At 67.2% G+C, this 19028-nt stretch carries 12 protein-coding genes, 2 tRNA genes and 1 pseudogene; 7 read left to right on the top strand and 8 right to left on the bottom strand.

Features of this window, described 5'->3' with window-relative positions:
- The 4 genes and pseudogenes from K309_RS43330 to K309_RS0130050 all read left to right on the top strand — a co-directional run.
- Positions 1 to 251: pseudogene (locus tag K309_RS43330) on the top strand (group II intron reverse transcriptase/maturase); the annotation flags it as partial.
- A gap of 216 nt (positions 252 to 467) precedes the next feature.
- Positions 468 to 543 (top strand) — tRNA-Val (locus K309_RS0130060).
- A gap of 50 nt (positions 544 to 593) precedes the next feature.
- Positions 594 to 670: transfer RNA gene (locus K309_RS0130055), tRNA-Asp, on the top strand.
- Positions 671 to 958: 288 nt separating this feature from the next.
- Positions 959 to 2890, top strand: coding sequence for a SurA N-terminal domain-containing protein (locus K309_RS0130050; RefSeq protein ID WP_029049795.1), 1932 nt, complete (start codon positions 959 to 961; stop codon positions 2888 to 2890).
- A gap of 100 nt (positions 2891 to 2990) precedes the next feature.
- Here the strand turns inward: K309_RS0130050 and K309_RS0130045 are convergent, their stop codons facing one another.
- The gene (locus tag K309_RS0130045) at positions 2991 to 3668 is read right to left on the bottom strand and encodes an arylesterase (RefSeq protein WP_029049794.1); all 678 of its coding nucleotides are present in this window, start codon (positions 3666 to 3668) and stop codon (positions 2991 to 2993) included.
- Here K309_RS0130045 and K309_RS0130040 point away from each other — a divergent pair.
- The gene (locus tag K309_RS0130040; protein WP_029049793.1) at positions 3667 to 4365 is read left to right on the top strand and encodes an ABC transporter ATP-binding protein; all 699 of its coding nucleotides are present in this window, start codon (positions 3667 to 3669) and stop codon (positions 4363 to 4365) included. The genes K309_RS0130045 and K309_RS0130040 overlap by 2 nt on opposite strands.
- Positions 4366 to 4378: 13 nt before the next feature.
- Here the strand turns inward: K309_RS0130040 and pgi are convergent, their stop codons facing one another.
- From pgi to K309_RS0130005, 7 genes are all read right to left on the bottom strand, one after another.
- Positions 4379 to 6046 (bottom strand): glucose-6-phosphate isomerase, encoded by a 1668-nt coding sequence (gene pgi / locus K309_RS0130035; protein ID WP_029049792.1) that lies wholly within the window; start codon positions 6044 to 6046, stop codon positions 4379 to 4381.
- A gap of 170 nt (positions 6047 to 6216) precedes the next feature.
- Complete coding sequence (locus K309_RS0130030; RefSeq protein ID WP_029049791.1) at positions 6217 to 7824, bottom strand: bifunctional ADP-dependent NAD(P)H-hydrate dehydratase/NAD(P)H-hydrate epimerase; 1608 nt, start codon at positions 7822 to 7824, stop codon at positions 6217 to 6219.
- 6 nt (positions 7825 to 7830) lie between these two features.
- Positions 7831 to 9126, bottom strand: a complete 1296-nt coding sequence (locus tag K309_RS0130025; RefSeq protein WP_029049790.1) for a D-amino acid dehydrogenase — start codon at positions 9124 to 9126, stop codon at positions 7831 to 7833.
- A gap of 54 nt (positions 9127 to 9180) precedes the next feature.
- Positions 9181 to 10491 (bottom strand): TRAP transporter large permease, encoded by a 1311-nt coding sequence (locus tag K309_RS0130020; protein ID WP_029049789.1) that lies wholly within the window; start codon positions 10489 to 10491, stop codon positions 9181 to 9183.
- Positions 10491 to 11042 carry a TRAP transporter small permease subunit gene (locus tag K309_RS0130015; RefSeq protein ID WP_029049788.1) on the bottom strand — a complete coding sequence of 184 codons (552 nt, stop codon included), beginning with the start codon at positions 11040 to 11042 and terminating at the stop codon, positions 10491 to 10493. The genes K309_RS0130020 and K309_RS0130015 overlap by 1 nt, the downstream gene beginning before the upstream one ends.
- An 83-nt stretch (positions 11043 to 11125) precedes the next feature.
- Positions 11126 to 12091 (bottom strand): TRAP transporter substrate-binding protein, encoded by a 966-nt coding sequence (locus tag K309_RS0130010; protein WP_029049787.1) that lies wholly within the window; start codon positions 12089 to 12091, stop codon positions 11126 to 11128.
- Between the two features lie 115 nt (positions 12092 to 12206).
- Positions 12207 to 13571 (bottom strand): amidase, encoded by a 1365-nt coding sequence (locus tag K309_RS0130005; protein WP_029049786.1) that lies wholly within the window; start codon positions 13569 to 13571, stop codon positions 12207 to 12209.
- 386 nt (positions 13572 to 13957) lie between these two features.
- Here K309_RS0130005 and purL point away from each other — a divergent pair, with 386 nt between their 5' ends.
- Positions 13958 to 18004 carry a phosphoribosylformylglycinamidine synthase gene (purL, locus tag K309_RS0130000; protein WP_029049785.1) on the top strand — a complete coding sequence of 1349 codons (4047 nt, stop codon included), beginning with the start codon at positions 13958 to 13960 and terminating at the stop codon, positions 18002 to 18004.
- A gap of 755 nt (positions 18005 to 18759) precedes the next feature.
- On the top strand, positions 18760 to 19028 hold a 269-nt coding region (locus K309_RS0129995), incomplete at its 3' end, for a transposase (RefSeq protein ID WP_198030843.1).

The raw sequence follows: 19028 nt of genomic DNA, 5'->3' as shown, positions 1-19028 counted from the left end.
TGGCGCAAACGCCCAAGATCTGGCGAGAGCTGGACAAGTGGATGCGTCACCGGCTGCGAGCCATCCAGCTCAAGCACTGGCGCCGTGGTCGGGTCATTTACCGAGAGTTGCGTGCCCTGGGTGCTACAGCTGACGCCGCCAGGCAAGTAGCGGCGAGTGGCCGGTGCTGGTGGCGCAACAGCGGGGACTCGCTGAACCGAGTCCTGACCATCGCCTACTTCGATCAGTTGGGCATGCCCCGCCTCACTTAACCTCAACCTCTCGAACCGCCCGGTGCGGACCCGCATGCCGGGTGGTGTGGCAGGGGCGCAGCCAGTGCGGCTGCCCCCTATGCCGATTATGCGCACGGCCTTGGCAAACTGAAATCTCCTGTATTACACTTGCGCCCTCGCAACGCAAACCACGGCAACTGCCGCGAGGTGCGAAGCGAAAGCAACCTGCAGGCAGCGTGCCTGCGATGGTCGAACGGGTGCTTAGCTCAGTTGGTAGAGCGGCGCCCTTACAAGGCGTAGGTCGGGGGTTCGAGCCCCTCAGCACCCACCACGTTCCCCATCGCAATCGCGGCAAATATGCGTCAGGAAGCAACCGACAAAGGAGTGGTAGTTCAGTCGGTTAGAATACCGGCCTGTCACGCCGGGGGTCGCGGGTTCGAGTCCCGTCCACTCCGCCAGTTTTATGAAACGCCCGCTTCAGCGGGCGTTTTTCATTTGTGCGGAGTGGAGGAAGCCGCCTGCGCGGCTTCCGGCGGGACTCGAAGGGCTGCGCTTGCAAGCGCAGCCGCGGCCCGCGGGATGTGGGCGAGTCCCGTCCACTCCGCCAGTTTTATGAAACGCCCGCTTCAGCGGGCGTTTTTCATTTGTGCGGAGTGCTTGTCGCCCGCCACAAAAGGTCCGCCACCACCGGCTCCTGCTAGAATCGCGAAGTTTGTCTTTCGTGCCAATCCATTACCCGAATCCGCATGCTTGATTTCGTACGCAACAACCGGCGCCTGATGCTCTTGCTGCTGCTGGTGCTTGTTTTCCCGTCGTTCGTGTTCTTCGGCGTGGAGAGCTACTCGCGCTTCATGGACAGCTCGCACGATGCGGCCAAGGTCGATGGCCGGGCCATCAGCGTGCAGGAAGTCGACAACGTCGTGCGTGACCAGAGCGAGCGTGCGCGCCAGATCCTGGGCAACAACTACGATCCGCGCCAGTTCGAAGGCCCGGAAGCCCGCAAGTCGGTACTGGACCAGCTGATTCTGCAGCGTGTGATGGCCAATACTGTGGCGCGCGAGCACCTGACCGTGTCGGATGCCAAGCTGCTCGAGGAAATCAGCAACCTGCCGGCGATCGCCCAGCTGCCGCGCAAGGCCGACGGCAAGGTCGATGACAAGGCTTACCTGCAGCTGCTGCAGTCGCAGGGCATGACGCCCGAGCAGTTCGATGCCCGCATGCGCTTCGAGCTGGCGACGCAGCAACTGGGCGCATCGGTGGCCGCAACGGCGTTCATGCCCAAGTCGCTGCTCGACCGCCTGATCGCCGTGCGCGATCAGCAGCGAGATGTGCAGGCGCTGGTGTTCAAGCCGGCCAGCTACACCGCCAAGGTGCAGCCCGATGCCGCTGCGCTGAAGGCTTACTATGACAGCCACCAGTCGGCGTTCTCGGTGCCAGAGCAGGCCAAGGTCGAATACCTGGTGCTGTCGGGTGAAGCGCTGGCCGCCGCGCAGGCGGTCACGCCGGAAGAGCTGAAGTCCTACTACGAAAGCAATATCGCGCGCTTCCGTACCGATGAGCAGCGCCGTGCCAGCCATATCCTGATCGTTGCGCCGAAGGATGCGCCGGCGGCTGAACGCCAGGCCGCCAAGGACAAGGCGGCCAAGCTGCTGGACGAACTGCGCAAGCATCCCGAGACCTTTGCCGACGTGGCAAAGAAGCAGTCGCAGGATCCGGGCTCGGCGGAGAAGGGCGGAGACCTCGGCTTCATGGGCCGGGGCGCGCTGGTCAAGCCGTTCGAGGACGCGATGTACGCGCTCAAGGATGGCCAGATCAGCGACGTGGTCGAGACCGACTATGGCTACCACATCATCAAGCTGACCGGCATCAAGGCGTCGGAAACCAGGCCGCTTGAAGCCGTGCGCACCGAACTGGAAGCCGAACTGCGCAAGCAGTTCGCCGACAAGAAGTTCGCCGAGCAGGCCGACGCCTTCGGCAACACGGTGTACGAACAGGCCGACAGCCTGAAGCCGGCCGCCGACAAGTACAAGCTGACGATCCAGACCGCCGATAACGTGACCCGCCAGCCGAACCCGGCCCTGGGCGCGCAGAATCCGCTCAACAACGAGAAGTTGCTGAAGGCACTGTTCAGCGAAGAGTCGGTCCAGAAGAAGCGCAATACCGAAGCCGTCCAGGTCGCGCCGAACACGCTGGTGGCCGCGCGCATCGTCGACTATCGCCCGGCCACCGTGCGCAAGTTCGAAGAGGTGGAGGCCAAGGTGCGCGAGGGCTATATTGCCCAGCAGGCTGCAGAGCTGGCACGCAAGGATGGCGAGGCGCGCCTGGAGGCGCTGAAGAAGGCCGACAGCACCGATGGTTTTGGTGCGGTGCAGACCGTGTCGCGCGCCAAGGCCGAGGGCGTGCCGCCGAAGGCGGTCGAAGCAGTGCTGCGGGCCGATGCCAGCAAGCTGCCCGCGGTGGTTGGTGTCGACCTGGGCGCCGATGGCTATGCCGTCTATCGCATCTCCAAGGTCAGCCAGCCGGCGCAGGCCAACCCGGCGCAACGCCAGGCCGAAGCGCAGCAACTGTCGCAGCTTGCCGGCCAGGCCGACCTGCAGGCCTTCTACGAAAGCCTGAAGGCGCGCTCCAAGGTCAAGCTGATGACGCCGGCGGGCACGCAGGCGCAGGGGGGGCAGTAAGGCTTAGCAAGGCTGGCACGCGCCACGCCGTGCGCCGTCAGCAAAAAACCCCTGCCATGGCGGCAGGGGTTTTTGTTTGTGGAGGCTTCGTCGCAGGCGCCTACTTGTCAGCGGTGCGCCTGAGCATCGGCCTGAGCTGCGGCCACACCGTCTCCAGCAGCGCGGGCTGCGCCTCGGCAGTGGGGTGGATGCGGTCCGGCTGGAACCAGTCCTGCCGGGCCATCACCTTGTCGAGGAAGAATGGCACCAGCCGCACCTTGAATTCGCTGGCCAGCTTCGGATACAGCGAGAAGAACTTTTCGGTGTAGTCCTGGCCATAGTTAGGCGGGATGCGCATGCCGACCAGCAGCACCCCGGCACCGGCCTTCTGCGCGCTGCTGACAATCTGGCGCAGATTGGACTCCGTGGTCTGCAGCGGCAGGCCGCGCAGGGCGTCGTTGGCACCCAGCTCCACCACCACGATTGCCGGCTTGTGCCGCGACAGCAGGTCCGGCAAGCGGGTCTTGCCGCCGATGGTGGTCTCGCCGCTGATGCTGGCATTGACGACGTTATAATCGAAGCGCTCTTGCCTGAGCCGGTCTTGCAGCAGCGTGACCCAGCCGGTGCCGCGCGTGATGCCGTATTCGGCGGACAGGCTGTCGCCCAGCACCAGCAGCGCAGGCGCTGCGGCCTGCGCCGGCTGCATCCCGCCCAGCATCGTCAGCGTCACCGCGGCTGCCAGCAGCAGTCTGCGCCTCTTGCCCCGGATCACTCGGACCACTCGGATCATTTTATCCATGTCCTCTTCCATTCTTGCCGTCGAGTCCCTTGGAAAGACCGTAGCCGACACGACAGGTTCGCTGACGATTTTGCACGACGTGTCGTTTTCCGTCACGCCGGGCGAAACGCTGGCCATCGTCGGCGCATCCGGGTCGGGCAAGTCGACGCTGCTGGGCCTGCTGGCCGGGCTGGACCTGCCCAGCGCGGGCACGGTGCGCCTGCACGGACAGGATCTGTATGCACTGGACGAGGACCAGCGCGCGGCGCTGCGTGGCCGGCATGTCGGCTTTGTGTTCCAGTCGTTCCAGCTGGTGGGGCATCTGACCGCGCTGGAGAACGTGATGCTGCCGCTTGAGTTGCGCGGTGAAACGTCGCAGGTGCGTGAGCGCGCGATGGACATGCTGGAGCGCGTCGGCCTCGGTGCGCGCCTGAGTCACTATCCGCGCACGCTGTCGGGCGGCGAGCAGCAGCGCGTGGCGCTGGCACGCGCGTTCGTCGCGCGACCCGACATCCTGTTTGCCGACGAGCCGACCGGCAGCCTCGACACGGCCACCGGCGAGGCGGTGATCGCGCTGATGTTCGCGCTCAACCGCGATGCCGGCTCGACGCTGGTACTGGTGACGCATGACCGCTCGGTGGCGGCACGCTGCGGGCGCATCCTGACCATCGACGCCGGCCGGGTGGCCAGCGACGAATGGATGGGCGCAGAGGTCTGATGCGTCTGATGCCTTAGCTGGCAGCGCCTGCCTTCAGCACCGCGCGGGCGCGCTCGATCAGCGCCGAGGTCGAGGCATCGTGCTGGCCGGTGCCGGTGCCGCTGCCGGTGCCGGTGCCGGTGCCGGTGAGCTCGGCCTCGATCGGCCTGGCCAGGATTTTCCCCAGCTCCACGCCCCACTGGTCGAACGAATTGATCTTCCACACCACGCCCTGCACGAAGGTGCGGTGCTCATAGAGCGCGATCAGCGCGCCCAGCACGTGCGGCGTCAGGTCCTCCATCAGCAAGGTGTTGCTGGGCCGGTTTCCGTCGAACACCATATGCGCGATGCGCACTTCGTCGCTCAGGCCGGCGGCGCGCAGCTCGTCGGCGCTGCGGCCGCGCATCAGCGCCTCGGCCTGCGCGAAGCAGTTGGCGAGCAGCTTGGCATGATGGCCCGGCAGCCGGCGCGGCGGCACCAGCGGCGCCACGAAATCCACTGGCACCACTTGCGAGCCCTGGTGGATCTGCTGGAAGTAGGCATGCTGGCCATTGGTGCCGGCCGTGCCCCACACCACAGGCGAGGTATGCGTGCGCACGCGCTGCCCGTCGAGCTGCACTGACTTGCCGTTGCTCTCCATCTCCAGCTGCTGGAGGAACGCGGGGAACAGTTCGAGCGAAGTCGAGTAGGGCGCTATGCAGCTGGTCGGCAGGTGCCAGAAATTGCGGTACCAGATGCCCAGCATGCCGAGGATCACCGGCATGTTGCGTTCCAGCGGCGCGGTACGGAAGTGTTCGTCCATGGCGCGGCCGCCGGCGAGCAGGTCGGCGAACGCGTTGAAGCCCACGGCCAGCGTGATCGACAGCCCGACCGATGACCACAGCGAGAAGCGCCCGCCGATCCAGTCCCAGAACTCGAACATGTTGGCGGGATCGATGCCGAACTCGCGCACGGCGTCGGTATTGGTCGAGACCGCGACGAAATGCTTGGCCAGCTCGCTCTCGGCCACTCCGTTGGCGATGAACCAGGCACGCGCGCTGCGCGCATTGGCCATGGTTTCCAGCGTGGTGAAGGTCTTGGAACAGACGATCACCAGCGTGCGCTGCGGGTCGAGGCGCACCAGCGTCTCGGCGAGGTCGGTGCCATCGACATTGGAGACGAAGTGCATGCGCGGGCCGTGCTGGCCGTCGGAGTCGGACAGGTGCGACAGCGCGCGGCACACCATGCGCGGCCCGAGGTCGGAGCCGCCGATGCCGATGTTGATGACGTCGGTGATGGATTCGCCCGTGGCGCCCTTCCAGGCGCCGCTGCGCACGCGCTCGGAGAAATCGCGCATGCGCACCAGCACCTGCTGGATGGCCGGCATGACGCGCTCGCCGTCGACCTTGTAGCCATCGCCGGCGGTGGCGCGCAGCGCAACGTGCAGCGCCGCGCGGTCCTCGGTGGTATTGATATGCTCCCCGGCAAACATCGCGTCGCGCCGCTGCGGCACACCGGATTCGGCCGCCAGCTGCACCAGCAGCCGCATGGTCTCGGGCGTGATGCGGTTCTTCGAGTAGTCGAGATAGAGGCCGGCGGCTTCCAGCGAAAACTGCGCGACGCGCTGCTTGCCTTCGGTATCGAAACACTCGCGCATCTGTGCATCGCGAATCGTGTCATGGTGCCGAAGCAGGGCGTTCCAGGCGTGAAGGTCTGTGGGCATGCAGGACAAGTCAGGTTGCAGGGGGGCGCGAGCCGCGTCGCAGTCCGGAAGTATAGCGTCAGCGATGTGGCTTTCCGGGCAGGTTGAGACGGCATATCGTTACCACTTGCAACATAGCAGCCAGCGTGCCGGCCAGCTATCGGACATTGTCTGACGTCCCGCCGGGACGGCTATCCGGCACTCCCTCCAAGCAAACGGTTGAACACGGCGCGCGCGGGCAGATACAGCTCGCTGGCGGTCACGCCAGCCGGCCCGGTGCCTTGCGCGACCAGCTCGTCCGCCGCCTGGCCGTGGATCCATACCGCCGCCTGCGCGGCCGGCAGCGGCGGCATGCCTTGCGCCAGCAATGCGCCGATCATGCCGGCCAGCACGTCGCCGGTGCCCGCGCTGGCCAGCGCCGCGTTGCCGGTCGGGTTCAGCGCGGCGGGGCTGCCGTCCGGCGCCGCGATCACCGATCCCGAGCCCTTCAGTACAACCACCGCCTGCCATTGCCTCGCCAGCGCGGCAGCCGCCGCGATGCGGTCGCGCTGCACGTCTGCCACCGGGATGCCCATCAGGCGCGCCGCTTCAAGCGGGTGCGGCGTCATCACGCAGGGTGCGCGTGCCGCGGCCAGCGCGCCCGCATGGGCGGGATCCGCGGCGAGCAGGTTGAGCGCATCCGCGTCTAGCACCGTCGGCAGCGGCGCCGCGGCAAGTGCCTGCAGCAGCCGCGCGAAGTGCCGCTGCGCCGTGGCGTCGGTGCCGAGTCCGGGGCCGATCACCAGTGCCGACATCGCCCCGACCGCCAGGCCATCCAGCGCATGCAGCATCAGTTCCGGATGCACCGGGTCGAGCAGCGGCGCCGGCTGCGCGAGAAAGCCGATATGGACCTTGCCCGCCCCCAGGAACTGCGCGGCGCGCGCACCGAGCAGGGGGGCGCCGGTCATGCCATGGTTGCCGCCGATCACCGCCAGCGAACCATGTGTGCCCTTGTTGCTGGCATGGTGCCGTCGCGGCAGCGCTGCGCCGAACAGCGCCGTGCCATTGGCCAGTGCATGCGGCGGCTCCGCGGGAGGGTAGTCGAGGCCGAGCGGCGCGATGTCGACGGCGCCGGCGCAATCGCGGCCGTCCAGCGTCAGCAGGCCTGGCTTGGCGGCAATGAATGTCAGCGTGCGGCGGGCGCGGATCGCCGGTGCGCCCGCACCGGTGTCGGCGAACAGGCCGCTGGGAATGTCGAGCGCGAATACCGGCAGTCCGCTGCGGTTGACCTGGTCGATCCACCACGCCATGGCGCCGCCGGCCGCGCGGTTCAGCCCGATGCCGAGCAGGCCGTCGACGATGGCGGCGGCCTGTGGCGGCCACTCCGGTGCGGGATCCGCCGCGGATGCCGGCATCGCCCCGACTTCGCGTATCGGTACGCCTGCCGCCTGCGCCTGCTGCCATGCGATGGCCGCATCGGCCGGCAGCCGGGCCGGGTCCGCCGCGATCCATACCTGCACCGTGCGGCCCGCGCCGTGCAGCAGCGTCGCGGCCACCAGCGCGTCGCCACCGTTGTTGCCCGGCCCGGCAAGAAACAGCAATGGACCCTCCGGCGCATGCCGCGCCAGCCAGTCCGCGGCCCCGGCGCCGGCGCGCGACATCAGCGTGAACGAGGGCAGTCGTGCGAAGGCGGCGTTCTCGATGCGGCGAATGGCGGCGACGTCGTACAGCGGGGCAGGCAATGCCGAGGCGGCGTCGAGTTCAAACCAGCCGTTGCCCTGGTCTTGCGGCGCGGCGGTGGAAACGGCAGGGTGGCTCATGTGTGGCTATCCGGCGGGGCCCAGGCCATGGCGGTCCGGCAGCAGGCCCTCCATGTCGATGTCGGGCCCGCGTGCCGCGCCGGCGCTGGCGGCGATCTGGTCAGCCGCAATCTTGCCTGATCCGCAGCTCATCGCCCAGCCCGTCGAGCCGTGGCCAAGGTTGAGGAACAGGCCGGGCACCGCAGTGGGACCGATCAGCGGCGGCCCGTCCGGAAGCATCGGGCGCGCACCGGCCCATTGCGTGGCTTCCTGGTAGTTGCCCGCCACCGGGAACCAGTCGCGCGCCACCTTGACCAGCGTGCGCAGCGCGGCGGGGCGCAGGTCGAGCCGGCGCGAACCCAGCTCGGCGGTGCCGGCGACGCGCATGCGATTGCCCAGCCGCGTGATCGCGATCTTGTATGACTCGTCCATCAGCGCGCCCAGCGGCGCCTGCAGTTCGTCGCGCACCAGCAGCGTGAGCGAGTATCCCTTGACCGGATACAACGGCACGCGCAGGCCCAGCGGCCGCAGCAGCGGAGCGCTGTCGACGCCGGCGGCGACCAGGACGCGGTCGGCAGCCAGCACCGGCGCGCTTCCATTCGTGCCGTGCGCGAGTTCGACCTGCAGCCTGCCACCCTGGCCTGGCCGGATGCGTGTCACCTGGGTATCGAAGCGGAAGGCTACCCCCGCCGCCTCGGCATGCCGGTGCAGCGCGCGCACGAACATCGGGCAGTTGCCGGATTCATCCTCGGGCAGATGCAGGCCGCCGGCCAATGGCGTATCGGCGGCCAGGCCGGGTTCGATGCGCCGGCATTCCTGCGCGCTGACCAGCTGGTGCGGCACGTTGTTCTCGCGCAGCAGCGCCACCGCCGGGCCTGCCAGGTCCAGGTCGCGCGCGGTGCGGAACAGCTGCAGGTAGCCCTGCGACTGCTCGTAGTCGATCTCCAGCTCGCTGCGCAGCCGGTGCAGGCAGGCGCGGCTGTAGAAGGCCAGCCGCTGCATGCGCAGCTTGTTGGCGCGGTAGCGTTCCAGGTTGCACTCGCGCAGCCACCGCGCGATCCAGCGCCACATCGCCGGGTCCGCCGACGGGCGGAACACCACCGGCGCCTCACGCGCGAACAGCGTGCGCAGCACCTTGCCCGGCATGCCGGGCGCCGCCCACGGCGTGACATAGCCCGGCGCGATCATGCCGGCATTGCCGAAGCTGGTCTCCTGCGCGGGCGCGGCGCGGCGCTCCAGCACGGTCACGTCGAAACCGGCCTGGCGCAGGTACCACGCGGAACAGACGCCGATCACGCCGGCGCCGATGACGATCACGTGCATGCGGTCAGCCGCCTCCGCGCGGCGCGCCGGCTCAAGAGCGGCGTCCGGCCCATGCTATCTGACCTCCTGCTGCATGACCAGGTCGGGCAGCCACGTCACCACCTGTGGCCAGATCGTGATGATGGCGATGGCTACCACCATCATCATGAAGAACGGCAGCGAAACCCGGGCGATATAGTTGCTGTCCTTGCCGGTCATGCTCTGCAGCACGAACAGGTTGAACCCGACCGGCGGCGTCACCTCTGCGATTTCCACCAGCAGCACGATGAAGATGCCGAACCAGACCAGGTCGAAGCCGGCCGCCTGCACCATCGGCAGCACCGTGGCGGTGGTCAGCGCGATCATCGAGATGCCGTCCAGCGCCGTGCCGAGCACGATGTAGATCACAGTCAGCACCGCGATCAGCGCCCACGGCGAAAGTTGCAGCGCGGCCACCCACTCGGCCAGCGCGCGCGGGATGCCGGTAAAGCTCATCGTCACCGACAGGAACGAGGTGGCCCCGAGCACGAACATGATCATCGCGGTCAGGCGCGTCGCCGACATCAGGCTGTCCCAGAACGCCGCGCGCGTCAGCGAGCCACCGGCCCACGCCAGCCCCAGCGACGCCACCACGCCGTAGGCGGCGGCTTCGGTCGCGGTGGCGTAGCCGGTGACCATGACCCACGCGATAAAGGCGATCAGCACGATGCAGGGCAGCAGTTGCCGGATCGACGCCAGCCGCGCATGCCAGTCGAAGCGGTCGGGCGCCGGGGTCTTGCCTGGGTTGGCCAGGGCCCAGGCAATGATATAGCCGGAGAACAGCAGCATCAGCATCAGCCCGGGGATAAAGCCCGCCAGGAACACGCGGATGATCGACACGTCCGCCGACACCGCATACACCACCATCGTGATCGACGGCGGGATCAGGATGCCCAGCGTGCCCGCGCACGACAGCGAGCCGAGCGTGGTGCGCTCGTCGTACCCGCGCCGCGTCAGCTCCGGCAGCGCGGATTTGGCGATGGTGGCGCAGGTCGCCGCCGACGACCCCGACACCGAGCCGAAGATGCCGCAACCCAGGATGTTGACGTGCATCAGCCGCCCTGGCAGCCAGTTCAGCCACGGCGAGAGGCCGCTGAACATCTGCTCCGACAGCTTGGTGCGGAACAGGATCTCGCCCATCCAGACAAAGAGCGGCAGCGACGCCAGCGTGTATGACGCGCTCGACGACCACCACGCGTTGGCCAGGCTCACCAGCGCCTCGCGGTCCGAGAACACCACCAGCCCGATCCACGACGTGACCGCGATCGCCACCGGGATCCACGCGCCGATCGCCAGGAAGACGATCAGCACCAGCAACAGTATCAATGCCACCAGGACCGTGCTCATCAGACCGTCTCCCCGAAATCGCCGGCGGCGAGCTTGGCTTCCTGCGCCAGCTGGTAGCGCGGCTTCTGCCGGCGCACCACGCGCAGCCATTCATCGGCCACCGCCAGCAGGAAGCCGATGGTGCCCAGCACCGCGAAGCTCTGCGGAATCCACAGCGGGATCACGATCTGTCCCTGCGAGACATCGCCGATGTCCCAGCTTTGCCAGGCGAAGGTGCCGAGCGCCCAGGCCGCGTAGGCGGCAAACGCCAGGCAGACGGTCAGCGAGGCCACCTCAAGCACCCAGCGCCTGCGTGGCCCGACGGCTTCGAGCAGCATTTCCACGCGCACGATGCCGCCGTGCTGGAAAGTCTGGCCGAGGACGAGAAAGGCGGAGGCCGCGCACAGCCAGGCGACGATATCGTCGCCGCCCTTGAAGATCACCGCGGTCTCGCGCGACAGCGACATCAGGATCATGATCACGCAGACGGCGAGGATGCAGAGCGCGCCGAGCGCGGCGAACAGGTCGAGCAGGCGGTCGAGCCAGCGCTTGGGGAGTGGGGCAGTCGGCATGATGGCAGCGTCAGGAAGGAGGGGAGCTCCCGCCATGCCAGCCTGCAGGGCCTGGCGGGAGGCTGCGGAGCTGGCTTACTTGCTTACTTGCGATAGGCGTTCAGGATGGCCTTGCCGTCATCGCCAGCGGTCTTGGCCCAGTCGTCGACCATGGTCTGGCCGACCTTCTGCATGTCGGCCTTGAGCTGCGGCGATGGCGGCTGCACCGTCATGCCGTTCTTCGACAAGGTGGCCAGGTACTCCCTGGTTTTCTGCTCCGAGACCTGCCAGCCGCGCTTCTCGGCGTCGGCGACGGCCTTGAGCAGCGCGTCCTGGGTGGGCTTGTCCAGCGCCGCGAAGGCCTTCTTGCTGACCACCAGCATGTTCTTGGGCAGCCACGCATCCACGGTATAGAAGTACTTCACGCTTTCCCACACCTTGGTGTCGACCCCGGTCGCGCCCGACGACATGAACGAATTGACCGTGCCGGTGGCCAGCGCCTGCGCCAGGTCGGCCGCCTGGATCGTCACCGGCTGCGCGCTGACCAGTTCGGCGATGCGCGAGGTGGCCGGGTTGTAGGCGCGCCACTTCAGCCCCTTCATGTCGGCGGCCGAGTTGATCGGCTTGTTGGCGTAGATGCCCTGGGGCGGCCATGCCACCGCATAGAGCAGCTTCATGCCCTGCTTGTCGAGCACCTTCTCGGTGACCGGGCGCGATGCCTGCCACAGCTTGTAGGCATCGGTGTAGCTGGTGGCCAGGAACGGCACCGCATCGACGCCGAACACCGGATTTTCGTTGGCCAGCAGCGACATCAGGATCTCGCCCATCTGCACCTGGCCGGTCTGCACGCCGCGCTTGATTTCGTTGGCCTTGAGCAGCGAGCCATTAGGGTGCAGCACGATCTTGAGCTTGCCGCCGGTCGCCTTGTCGACGTCGTTGGCCATCTGCTGCAGGTTTTCGGTATGCAGGTTGCTCGCCGGGTAGCCGGTGGGCAGGTCCCACTTGGTATCCGCCTGTACCGTTATGGCGGCCAGCGCCAGGCCAGCCGCAACGATTGCCTTGACTCGCATCTCGATCTCTCCTGGTGTGCGCGCGGGGCGCGGTTGTACAGCTGTCTGCGTACTACCTGGTGCCTTCCGCGGCGTGGGCCGCGGTCAGCGCAAGATCAACGGCGCGGCGGCGGTCTCAGTCGTCGCGCGAAGACGGTTGCACGATCCGTTCCAACGCAAGGGCCGTGCCCAGCAGTTCGGCATCGCGCATCGGGCCGTGCGACAGCATCAACCCGACCGGCAGCTCGTCCGGCGCGTGGCAGGGCAGCGAGATCGAGCAGCCGTCGAAGAAATTGAAGGCCGAGGTGTTGCGCAGCAGCAGGGCATTGACGCGGAAGAATTGCGCGTCATCGGTGCGCAGCGGCGCGATCTCGGGGGCGACCATCGGCACGGTCGGGCACACCACCGCGTCGAAGCTGGCCAGGCGCGCTTCCATGCGGGCGATCCAGTCGAGGCGGGCGCGGCCCAGGTCGATATAGTCGGCGGCGCTGACCGTTGCGCCGCGGTCGATGCGCGATGCCACGCGCGGGTCGTACAGCTCGCGCTTGCCGGCCAGCACATGGCGGTGGATGGCATAAGCCTCGGGCGCGCTGAAGCCGCCCTGTGCGTTCAGGGCGGCGAGTTCGCCAAGCTCGGGCAGGTCGACATGTTCCAGCTGCACGCCGGCGGCGGACAGCCGGCCGAGTGCGCGGTCGAAGGCGTGGGCAACGACGGGGTCGAGGTCGTCCAGCAGGTACTGGCGGGGAATTGCCAGCCGCGTGGCCGACGGGCCGGTGACGCGCGGCAGCACCGCCTGGTCGGCGATCACGGCATCGACCGTGACGCAGTCGCCGACCGTGCGCGCCATGGCGCACGCGGTGTCGAGGGTGTACGACAGCGGGAAGGCACCGGTCAGCGGCACGCGCCGGGCAGTCGGCTTGAAGCCCGTGATACCGCACAGCGCGGCCGGGATGCGGATCGAGCCGCCGGTATCGCTGCCAAGCGCCGCGACCGCCAGCCCGAGCGCCACCGACACTGCCGCGCCCGACGACGAGCCGCCGGGAATGCGCGGAGTGCCGGGCTCGCTGGCCGGGTTGACCGGCGTGCCGTAGTGTGGGTTGATGCCGACGCCGGAAAAGGCGAACTCCGTCATATTGGTGCGGCCGACGATGGCTGCGCCCGCCTGGCGCAGGCGCGCCACCACGGTCGCGTCCATTGTCGCCGGGGCGGCATCCTGGCGTACGACCGAGGCCGCGCGCGTGACTTCGCCCGCGACGTCATAGAGGTCTTTCACCGAGACTGGCAGGCCGGCCAGCGGGTGCAGCGTCTTGCCGGCGCCGCCGGCGGCATCGGCGGCGCGAGCGACCTGCGCGGCGGCCTCGAAGGTGCTGTGCAGGAACACGGCTTCGGCGGCGGGCGCGGCTGCCGCGGCGGCGACCTGCTCAAGGACCGCTGCGCGGCTGGTGGCGCCCTCGCGCAGGCGGGTGTTCAGGGTGTCGAGATCGGGAAGCATGGATGGCATTGGGCGCGGTGGTGCGGTACCGGGGGTGGTGACCATGCTCATAATTCGCGAATCAAGTGTCAAGCTAAAAATGCCGAATGACGCGCATAAGCGTTGACGGCAGCGCACTGCGGTGGTCGACGCCCGCAGTAACCGAGAACATCACTCGGGCGATAAATTGCGCAAAGTGATGCATAAGCATTATCACGAATCCCTGTAACACGGCGCCGCCGTGATGGCGCAATGCAAAATCCCCCGCCCGGCAAGGTACAATAGCGGTTTCCCGCCAGCCGGACGCCCCATGCAGCGGTGCCGGCCAAGCAGCAGCCATTACCCAGGCCCGTTACCCAGGCCTTTGTTAGCCTTTACCCAGGCCTTACCTCCACGCCTCCCTGACCGCTACGATCATGGCGCATTTCTCGTGCTTCCCCGGCGCTTTGGCGCTTTCCGCCTTCCGTCAGCAACGCCTGCTCACCGCCCTGCGGCAAATCGATGCCGATATCGAATCGGTGCACGGCCAGTTCCTGCATTTTGTTGACGCGCAGATGCCGCTGTCGGCCGACGACCAGTCGCGCGTGGCGGCGCTGCTGACCTATGGCGCACCCTTCGCCGAGCAGCCCGAGGGCGACCGCTTCGTCGTGATCCCGCGCTTCGGCACGATCTCGCCGTGGGCCAGCAAGGCGACCGACATCGCCCACAACTGCGGCCTGACGCATATCCACCGCATCGAGCGCGGCATCGAGATCACCGTGGTCTGCAAGAAGGGCCTGCTGCGCGGCCGCAAGTCGCTGGATGCGGACACCCGCGCCGCCGTCGCCGCGCACCTGTTCGACCGCATGACCGAGACCGTGGTCGCCTCGCGTGACGATGCCGCCGGCCTGTTCCAGGAACTGCCGGCCAAGCCGCTGCGCTTTATCGACATCGCCGCCGGCCGCAGCGCGCTGGCCGCGGCCAACGTCGAGATGGGCCTGGCGCTGTCCGAGGACGAGATCGACTACCTGGTCGATGCCTACGCAAAGCTGGAGCGCAACCCGACCGACGTCGAGCTGATGATGTTCGCGCAGGCCAACAGCGAACACTGCCGCCACAAGATCTTCAACGCCACCTGGACCATCGACGGCGTGCAGCAGGACAAGTCGCTGTTCGCGATGATCCGCAATACGCACCAGCTCAATCCGCAAGGCTCGATCGTGGCCTACTCGGACAATTCGGCGGTGATGGAAGGCGACGTGGCCGAGCGCTGGTTCCCGCGCGGCGATGACCACAAGTACGGCCGCCACGAGGCGCTGACGCACACGCTGATGAAGGTGGAGACGCACAACCACCCGACCGCGATCTCGCCGTTCCCGGGCGCTTCGACCGGCGCCGGCGGTGAAATCCGCGACGAAGGCGCGACCGGCCGCGGCGCCAAGCCCAAGGCCGGGCTGACCGGCTTCACGGTGTCCAACCTGATGCTGCCCGACGCCGTCGAATCGTGGGAAAACGACCGCGACGCCGCCCAGCCGGTGGCGCACCGCAACCCCGACGACAAGCCCGGCGTCACCGGCAAGCCGGACCGCATCGCCTCGCCGCTGCAGATCATGATCGACGGCCCGCTGGGTGGCGCCGCGTTCAACAACGAATTCGGCCGCGCCAACCTGGGCGGCTACTTCCGCGTCTACGAGCAGAACGTCGGCGGCACCGTGCGCGGCTACCACAAGCCGATCATGATCGCGGGCGGCATCGGCAATATCGACGCCTCGCACACGCACAAGAACCCGCTGCCGGCCGGCACGCTGCTGATCCAGCTGGGCGGCCCGGGCATGCGCATCGGCATGGGCGGCGGCGCCGCCAGCTCGATGGCGACCGGCACCAATACCGCCGACCTGGACTTCGATTCGGTCCAGCGCGGCAACCCCGAGATGGAGCGCCGCGCGCAGGAAGTGATCAACGCCTGCTGGCAGCTCGGCGACGCCAACCCGATCCTGTCGATCCACGACGTCGGTGCGGGCGGCATATCCAACGCGTTCCCTGAACTGGTGGACGGCGCCGACCGTGGCGCGCGCTTCGACCTGCGCCAGGTGCACCTGGAAGAGTCCGGCCTGTCGCCGGCGGAGATCTGGTGCAACGAGTCGCAGGAGCGCTATGTGCTGGCGATCGCGCCGGACAGCTTCCCGCAGTTCCAGGCCATGTGCGAGCGCGAGCGTTCGCCGTTCGCGGTGGTCGGCATTGCCACCGAGGAAAAGCAGCTGCAACTGGTCGACGCCAGCGTCGACGCCGCGCTCAAGGAACACTACGCCGTCAACATGCCGATGGACGTGCTGCTGGGCAAGCCGCCGCGCATGCACCGCGACGTCAAGCGCGTCGAGCAGCCGCTGCCGGCCGTGGACGTGACCGGCATCAGCCTGGAGCAGGCCGTGCGCGATGTGCTGCGCCATCCGACCGTGGCCAACAAGTCGTTCCTGATTTCGATTGGCGACCGCACCGTGGGCGGCATGAACGCGCGCGACCAGATGGTCGGGCCGTGGCAGGTGCCGGTGGCCGACGTGGCCGTGACCACGCTGGACTACAAGGGCAATGCCGGCGAGGCGATGACCATGGGCGAGCGCACCCCGCTGGCCGTGATCGATGCCCCGGCTTCGGGCCGCATGGCGATCGGCGAGGCGCTGACCAACCTGGCTGCCGCTCCGGTCAAGGACCTGGGCAAGGTCAAGCTGTCGGCCAACTGGATGGCGGCCTGCGGCGTGGAAGGCGAGGACGCAAAGCTCTATGACACCGTGCATGCGGTCGGCATGGAACTGTGCCCGGCACTGGGCATCAGCATCCCGGTCGGCAAGGATTCGCTGTCGATGCGCACCAAGTGGCAGGACGAAGGCGTCAACAAGGAAGTGGTGGCGCCCGTGTCGCTGATCATCTCGGCCTTCGCCGCGGTGGACGACGTCAACCGCACGCTGACGCCCCAGTTGCGCACCGATGCGGGCGACACCGTGCTGATCGCCGTCGACCTGAGCCGCGGCAAGAACCGCATGGCCGGGAGCATCCTGGCGCAGGTCACGCAACAGGTGGGCGACAGCGCACCGGACGTCGACAACGCCGAAGACCTGAAGAACTTCTTCAATGTGGTCCAGCGCCTGAACCGCGAGGGCAAGCTGCTGGCCTACCACGATCGTTCCGACGGTGGCTTCATTGCCACGCTGGCCGAAATGGCCTTTGCCGGCCATTGCGGTGTTTCGCTCAACGTTGACATGCTGGCCCTGGATCCGCAGCAGGAACAGGACTACGGCGATGCCAAGAACTGGGCCCAGCAGATCGCCGAGCGCCGCAACGACCAGACGTTGCGCGCGCTGTTCTCGGAAGAGCTGGGTGCGGTGGTGCAAGTGCGCATGCAGGACCGCGACGAAGTCTTCGCGGTGCTGCGCGAGGCCGGCCTGTCTGCATGCAGCCACGTGGTCGGCAAGCCTAACACCACCGACCAGGTCGAGATCTACCGCGATGCCAAGAAGGTGTTCGGTGCGTCGCGTACGGACCTGCAACGCAACTGGAGCGAAGTCAGCTGGCGCATCGCGCGCCTGCGCGACAACCCGGCCTGCGCGGATAGCGAATACGACCGCCTGCTGGATGCTGCCGATCCTGGCATCAGCCCGGTGCTGACGTTCGATCCGGCCGATGACATCGCCGCGCCGTTCATCGCCACCGGCGCGCGTCCGCGCGTGGCGATCCTGCGCGAGCAGGGCGTCAACTCGCAGATCGAGATGGCGTACAGCATGGATCGTGCGGGTTTCGACACGCACGACGTGCACATGAGTGACCTGATCGCCGGCCGCGCCAACCTGGCTGACTTCAAGGGCTTCGTGGCCTGCGGCGGCTTCAGCTATGGCGACGTGCTCGGCGCTGGTGAAGGCTGGGCCAAGACCATCCTGTTCAACGCCCAGATGGCCGAGCAGTTCGCGGCGTTCTTCAACCGCCAGGACACCTTTGCGCTGGGCGTGTGCAATGGCTGCCAGATGATGAGCAACCTGGCCCCGATCATCCCGGGCGCGGGCGCGTGGCCGCAGTTCACGCGTAACCAGTCGGAGCAGTACGAGGCGCGTTACGTCACGGTGGAGGTGCAGTCGTCGCCGTCAATCTTCTTTGCGGGCATGGAAGGCAGCCGCATTCCTATCGTGGTTGCGCACGGTGAAGGCTTTGCGGATTTCTCGCAGCAGGGGAATATCGGTGAGGCCAACGTCGCGCTGCGGTTCGTCGACAACTACGGCGCGGTGACGCAGGCCTACCCGCTGAACCCGAATGGCTCGCCTGACGGCATCACCTCGGTGACTACCGTCGACGGCCGCTTTACCGTGCTGATGCCGCATCCGGAGCGTGTGTTCCGTGCTGCGACGATGAGCTGGGCGCCGGATGCGTGGAAGCAGGTTGGCGATGGTGCCAGCCCGTGGATGCGGATGTTCCGGAATGCGAGGAAGTGGGTGGGGTGAGGGCCTGCCTCAATGCTTAGTGCCTTCGCGGCTGATGAGATGTTGTTGGCCGTTGAACCGCCTGGTTCCGCCCTCCTGGGCGGGTCACTTTTTGGCCGAGCGCCAAAAAGTAACCAAAAAGCGCGTCGCCTGGGCGGCTGGCCATCAATTTGACGGCGTTGGTGGATTGGGCGGTAGTGATTTCCGTTTGGGCTTGGGTGCCCGTTCGAGCCTGCTAACGCCAGGTGATTGAGGGCCTGTGCCTGGCGTTAACCGGCTCTTGAACGATCCCCATGCCGGGCGTAGGCCGCCTGCTGCATGCCATATTGGTGGGACGCCTTCGGCTGCGCTGCGCGCGGGCCCTAACGTCGCAGCGCGGCCGATCTCCCCTGGCCATTGCCGTCGCCGCCTAGCGAGCGAAGCGATGCGGGTTCTTGCCTGGGCACTTCACCTGCGAGACTGAGCCGCGCGCAGCGCAGCCCGTAGGCGATGATGCGATACCGCAGGTAGCAGGCGGCCTACGCCCGTCCTGGGGATTGTTCAAAAGTCGGGAACCGTCAGGCACCTACACTCACTCACCTGGCGTAGCAGGCCTGAATCGCGACCACGCTTCACTGAGACCAAAATCGCCCATATTTCAAGAATCGCCAAATTGGCTCAGCCAGCCGCAGGCGACGCGCTTTTTGGTTACTTTTTGGCGCTCCCCTCCATGTCAGGATAGATGTCGCCCCGCCGCCTTTCGATGAAGGACAATGGAGGGCGGAAGCGATTGGAGAATGAAACGCTATCCTGCGGAGTACAAGGAGTGGGTGGTTGAGCAGATGATGCCGCCCATCAATCGATCGGTTGTGGAGTTGGCCAGGGAGACGGGTGTCACGACGGTGAGCCTGCGCACCTGGCGCAACGAGGCGCGAGAGCAAGGACGGGTTGTGCCAGGCAACGGCAAACAGAGCGATAAGTGGTCCAGCGCGGACAAGTTCCGGGTGGTGCTGGAGACGGCATCCCTGAGTGAAGCGGAGCTGTCCGAATACTGCCGCAGGAAGGG

The organism is Cupriavidus phytohabitans (assembly GCF_000426345.1).
Taxonomy (GTDB): domain Bacteria; phylum Pseudomonadota; class Gammaproteobacteria; order Burkholderiales; family Burkholderiaceae; genus Cupriavidus.
Note: the sequence above shows the minus strand (reverse complement) of the source record. Positions and strands in the feature narration are given on the sequence as shown.

Excerpts from the sequence above, each read along its gene's own strand:
- K309_RS0130050 (WP_029049795.1), top strand. The coding sequence starts at position 959 with ATGCTTGATTTCGTACGCAACAACCGGCGCCTGATGCTCTTGCTGCTG.
- K309_RS0130040 (WP_029049793.1), top strand. The coding sequence starts at position 3,667 with ATGTCCTCTTCCATTCTTGCCGTCGAGTCCCTTGGAAAGACCGTAGCC.
- K309_RS0130045 (WP_029049794.1), bottom strand. The coding sequence starts at position 3,668 with ATGGATAAAATGATCCGAGTGGTCCGAGTGATCCGGGGCAAGAGGCGC.
- pgi (WP_029049792.1), bottom strand. The coding sequence starts at position 6,046 with ATGCCCACAGACCTTCACGCCTGGAACGCCCTGCTTCGGCACCATGAC.
- K309_RS0130030 (WP_029049791.1), bottom strand. The coding sequence starts at position 7,824 with ATGAGCCACCCTGCCGTTTCCACCGCCGCGCCGCAAGACCAGGGCAAC.
- K309_RS0130025 (WP_029049790.1), bottom strand. The coding sequence starts at position 9,126 with ATGCACGTGATCGTCATCGGCGCCGGCGTGATCGGCGTCTGTTCCGCG.
- K309_RS0130020 (WP_029049789.1), bottom strand. The coding sequence starts at position 10,491 with ATGAGCACGGTCCTGGTGGCATTGATACTGTTGCTGGTGCTGATCGTC.
- K309_RS0130015 (WP_029049788.1), bottom strand. The coding sequence starts at position 11,042 with ATGCCGACTGCCCCACTCCCCAAGCGCTGGCTCGACCGCCTGCTCGAC.
- K309_RS0130010 (WP_029049787.1), bottom strand. The coding sequence starts at position 12,091 with ATGCGAGTCAAGGCAATCGTTGCGGCTGGCCTGGCGCTGGCCGCCATA.
- K309_RS0130005 (WP_029049786.1), bottom strand. The coding sequence starts at position 13,571 with ATGCCATCCATGCTTCCCGATCTCGACACCCTGAACACCCGCCTGCGC.
- purL (WP_029049785.1), top strand. The coding sequence starts at position 13,958 with ATGGCGCATTTCTCGTGCTTCCCCGGCGCTTTGGCGCTTTCCGCCTTC.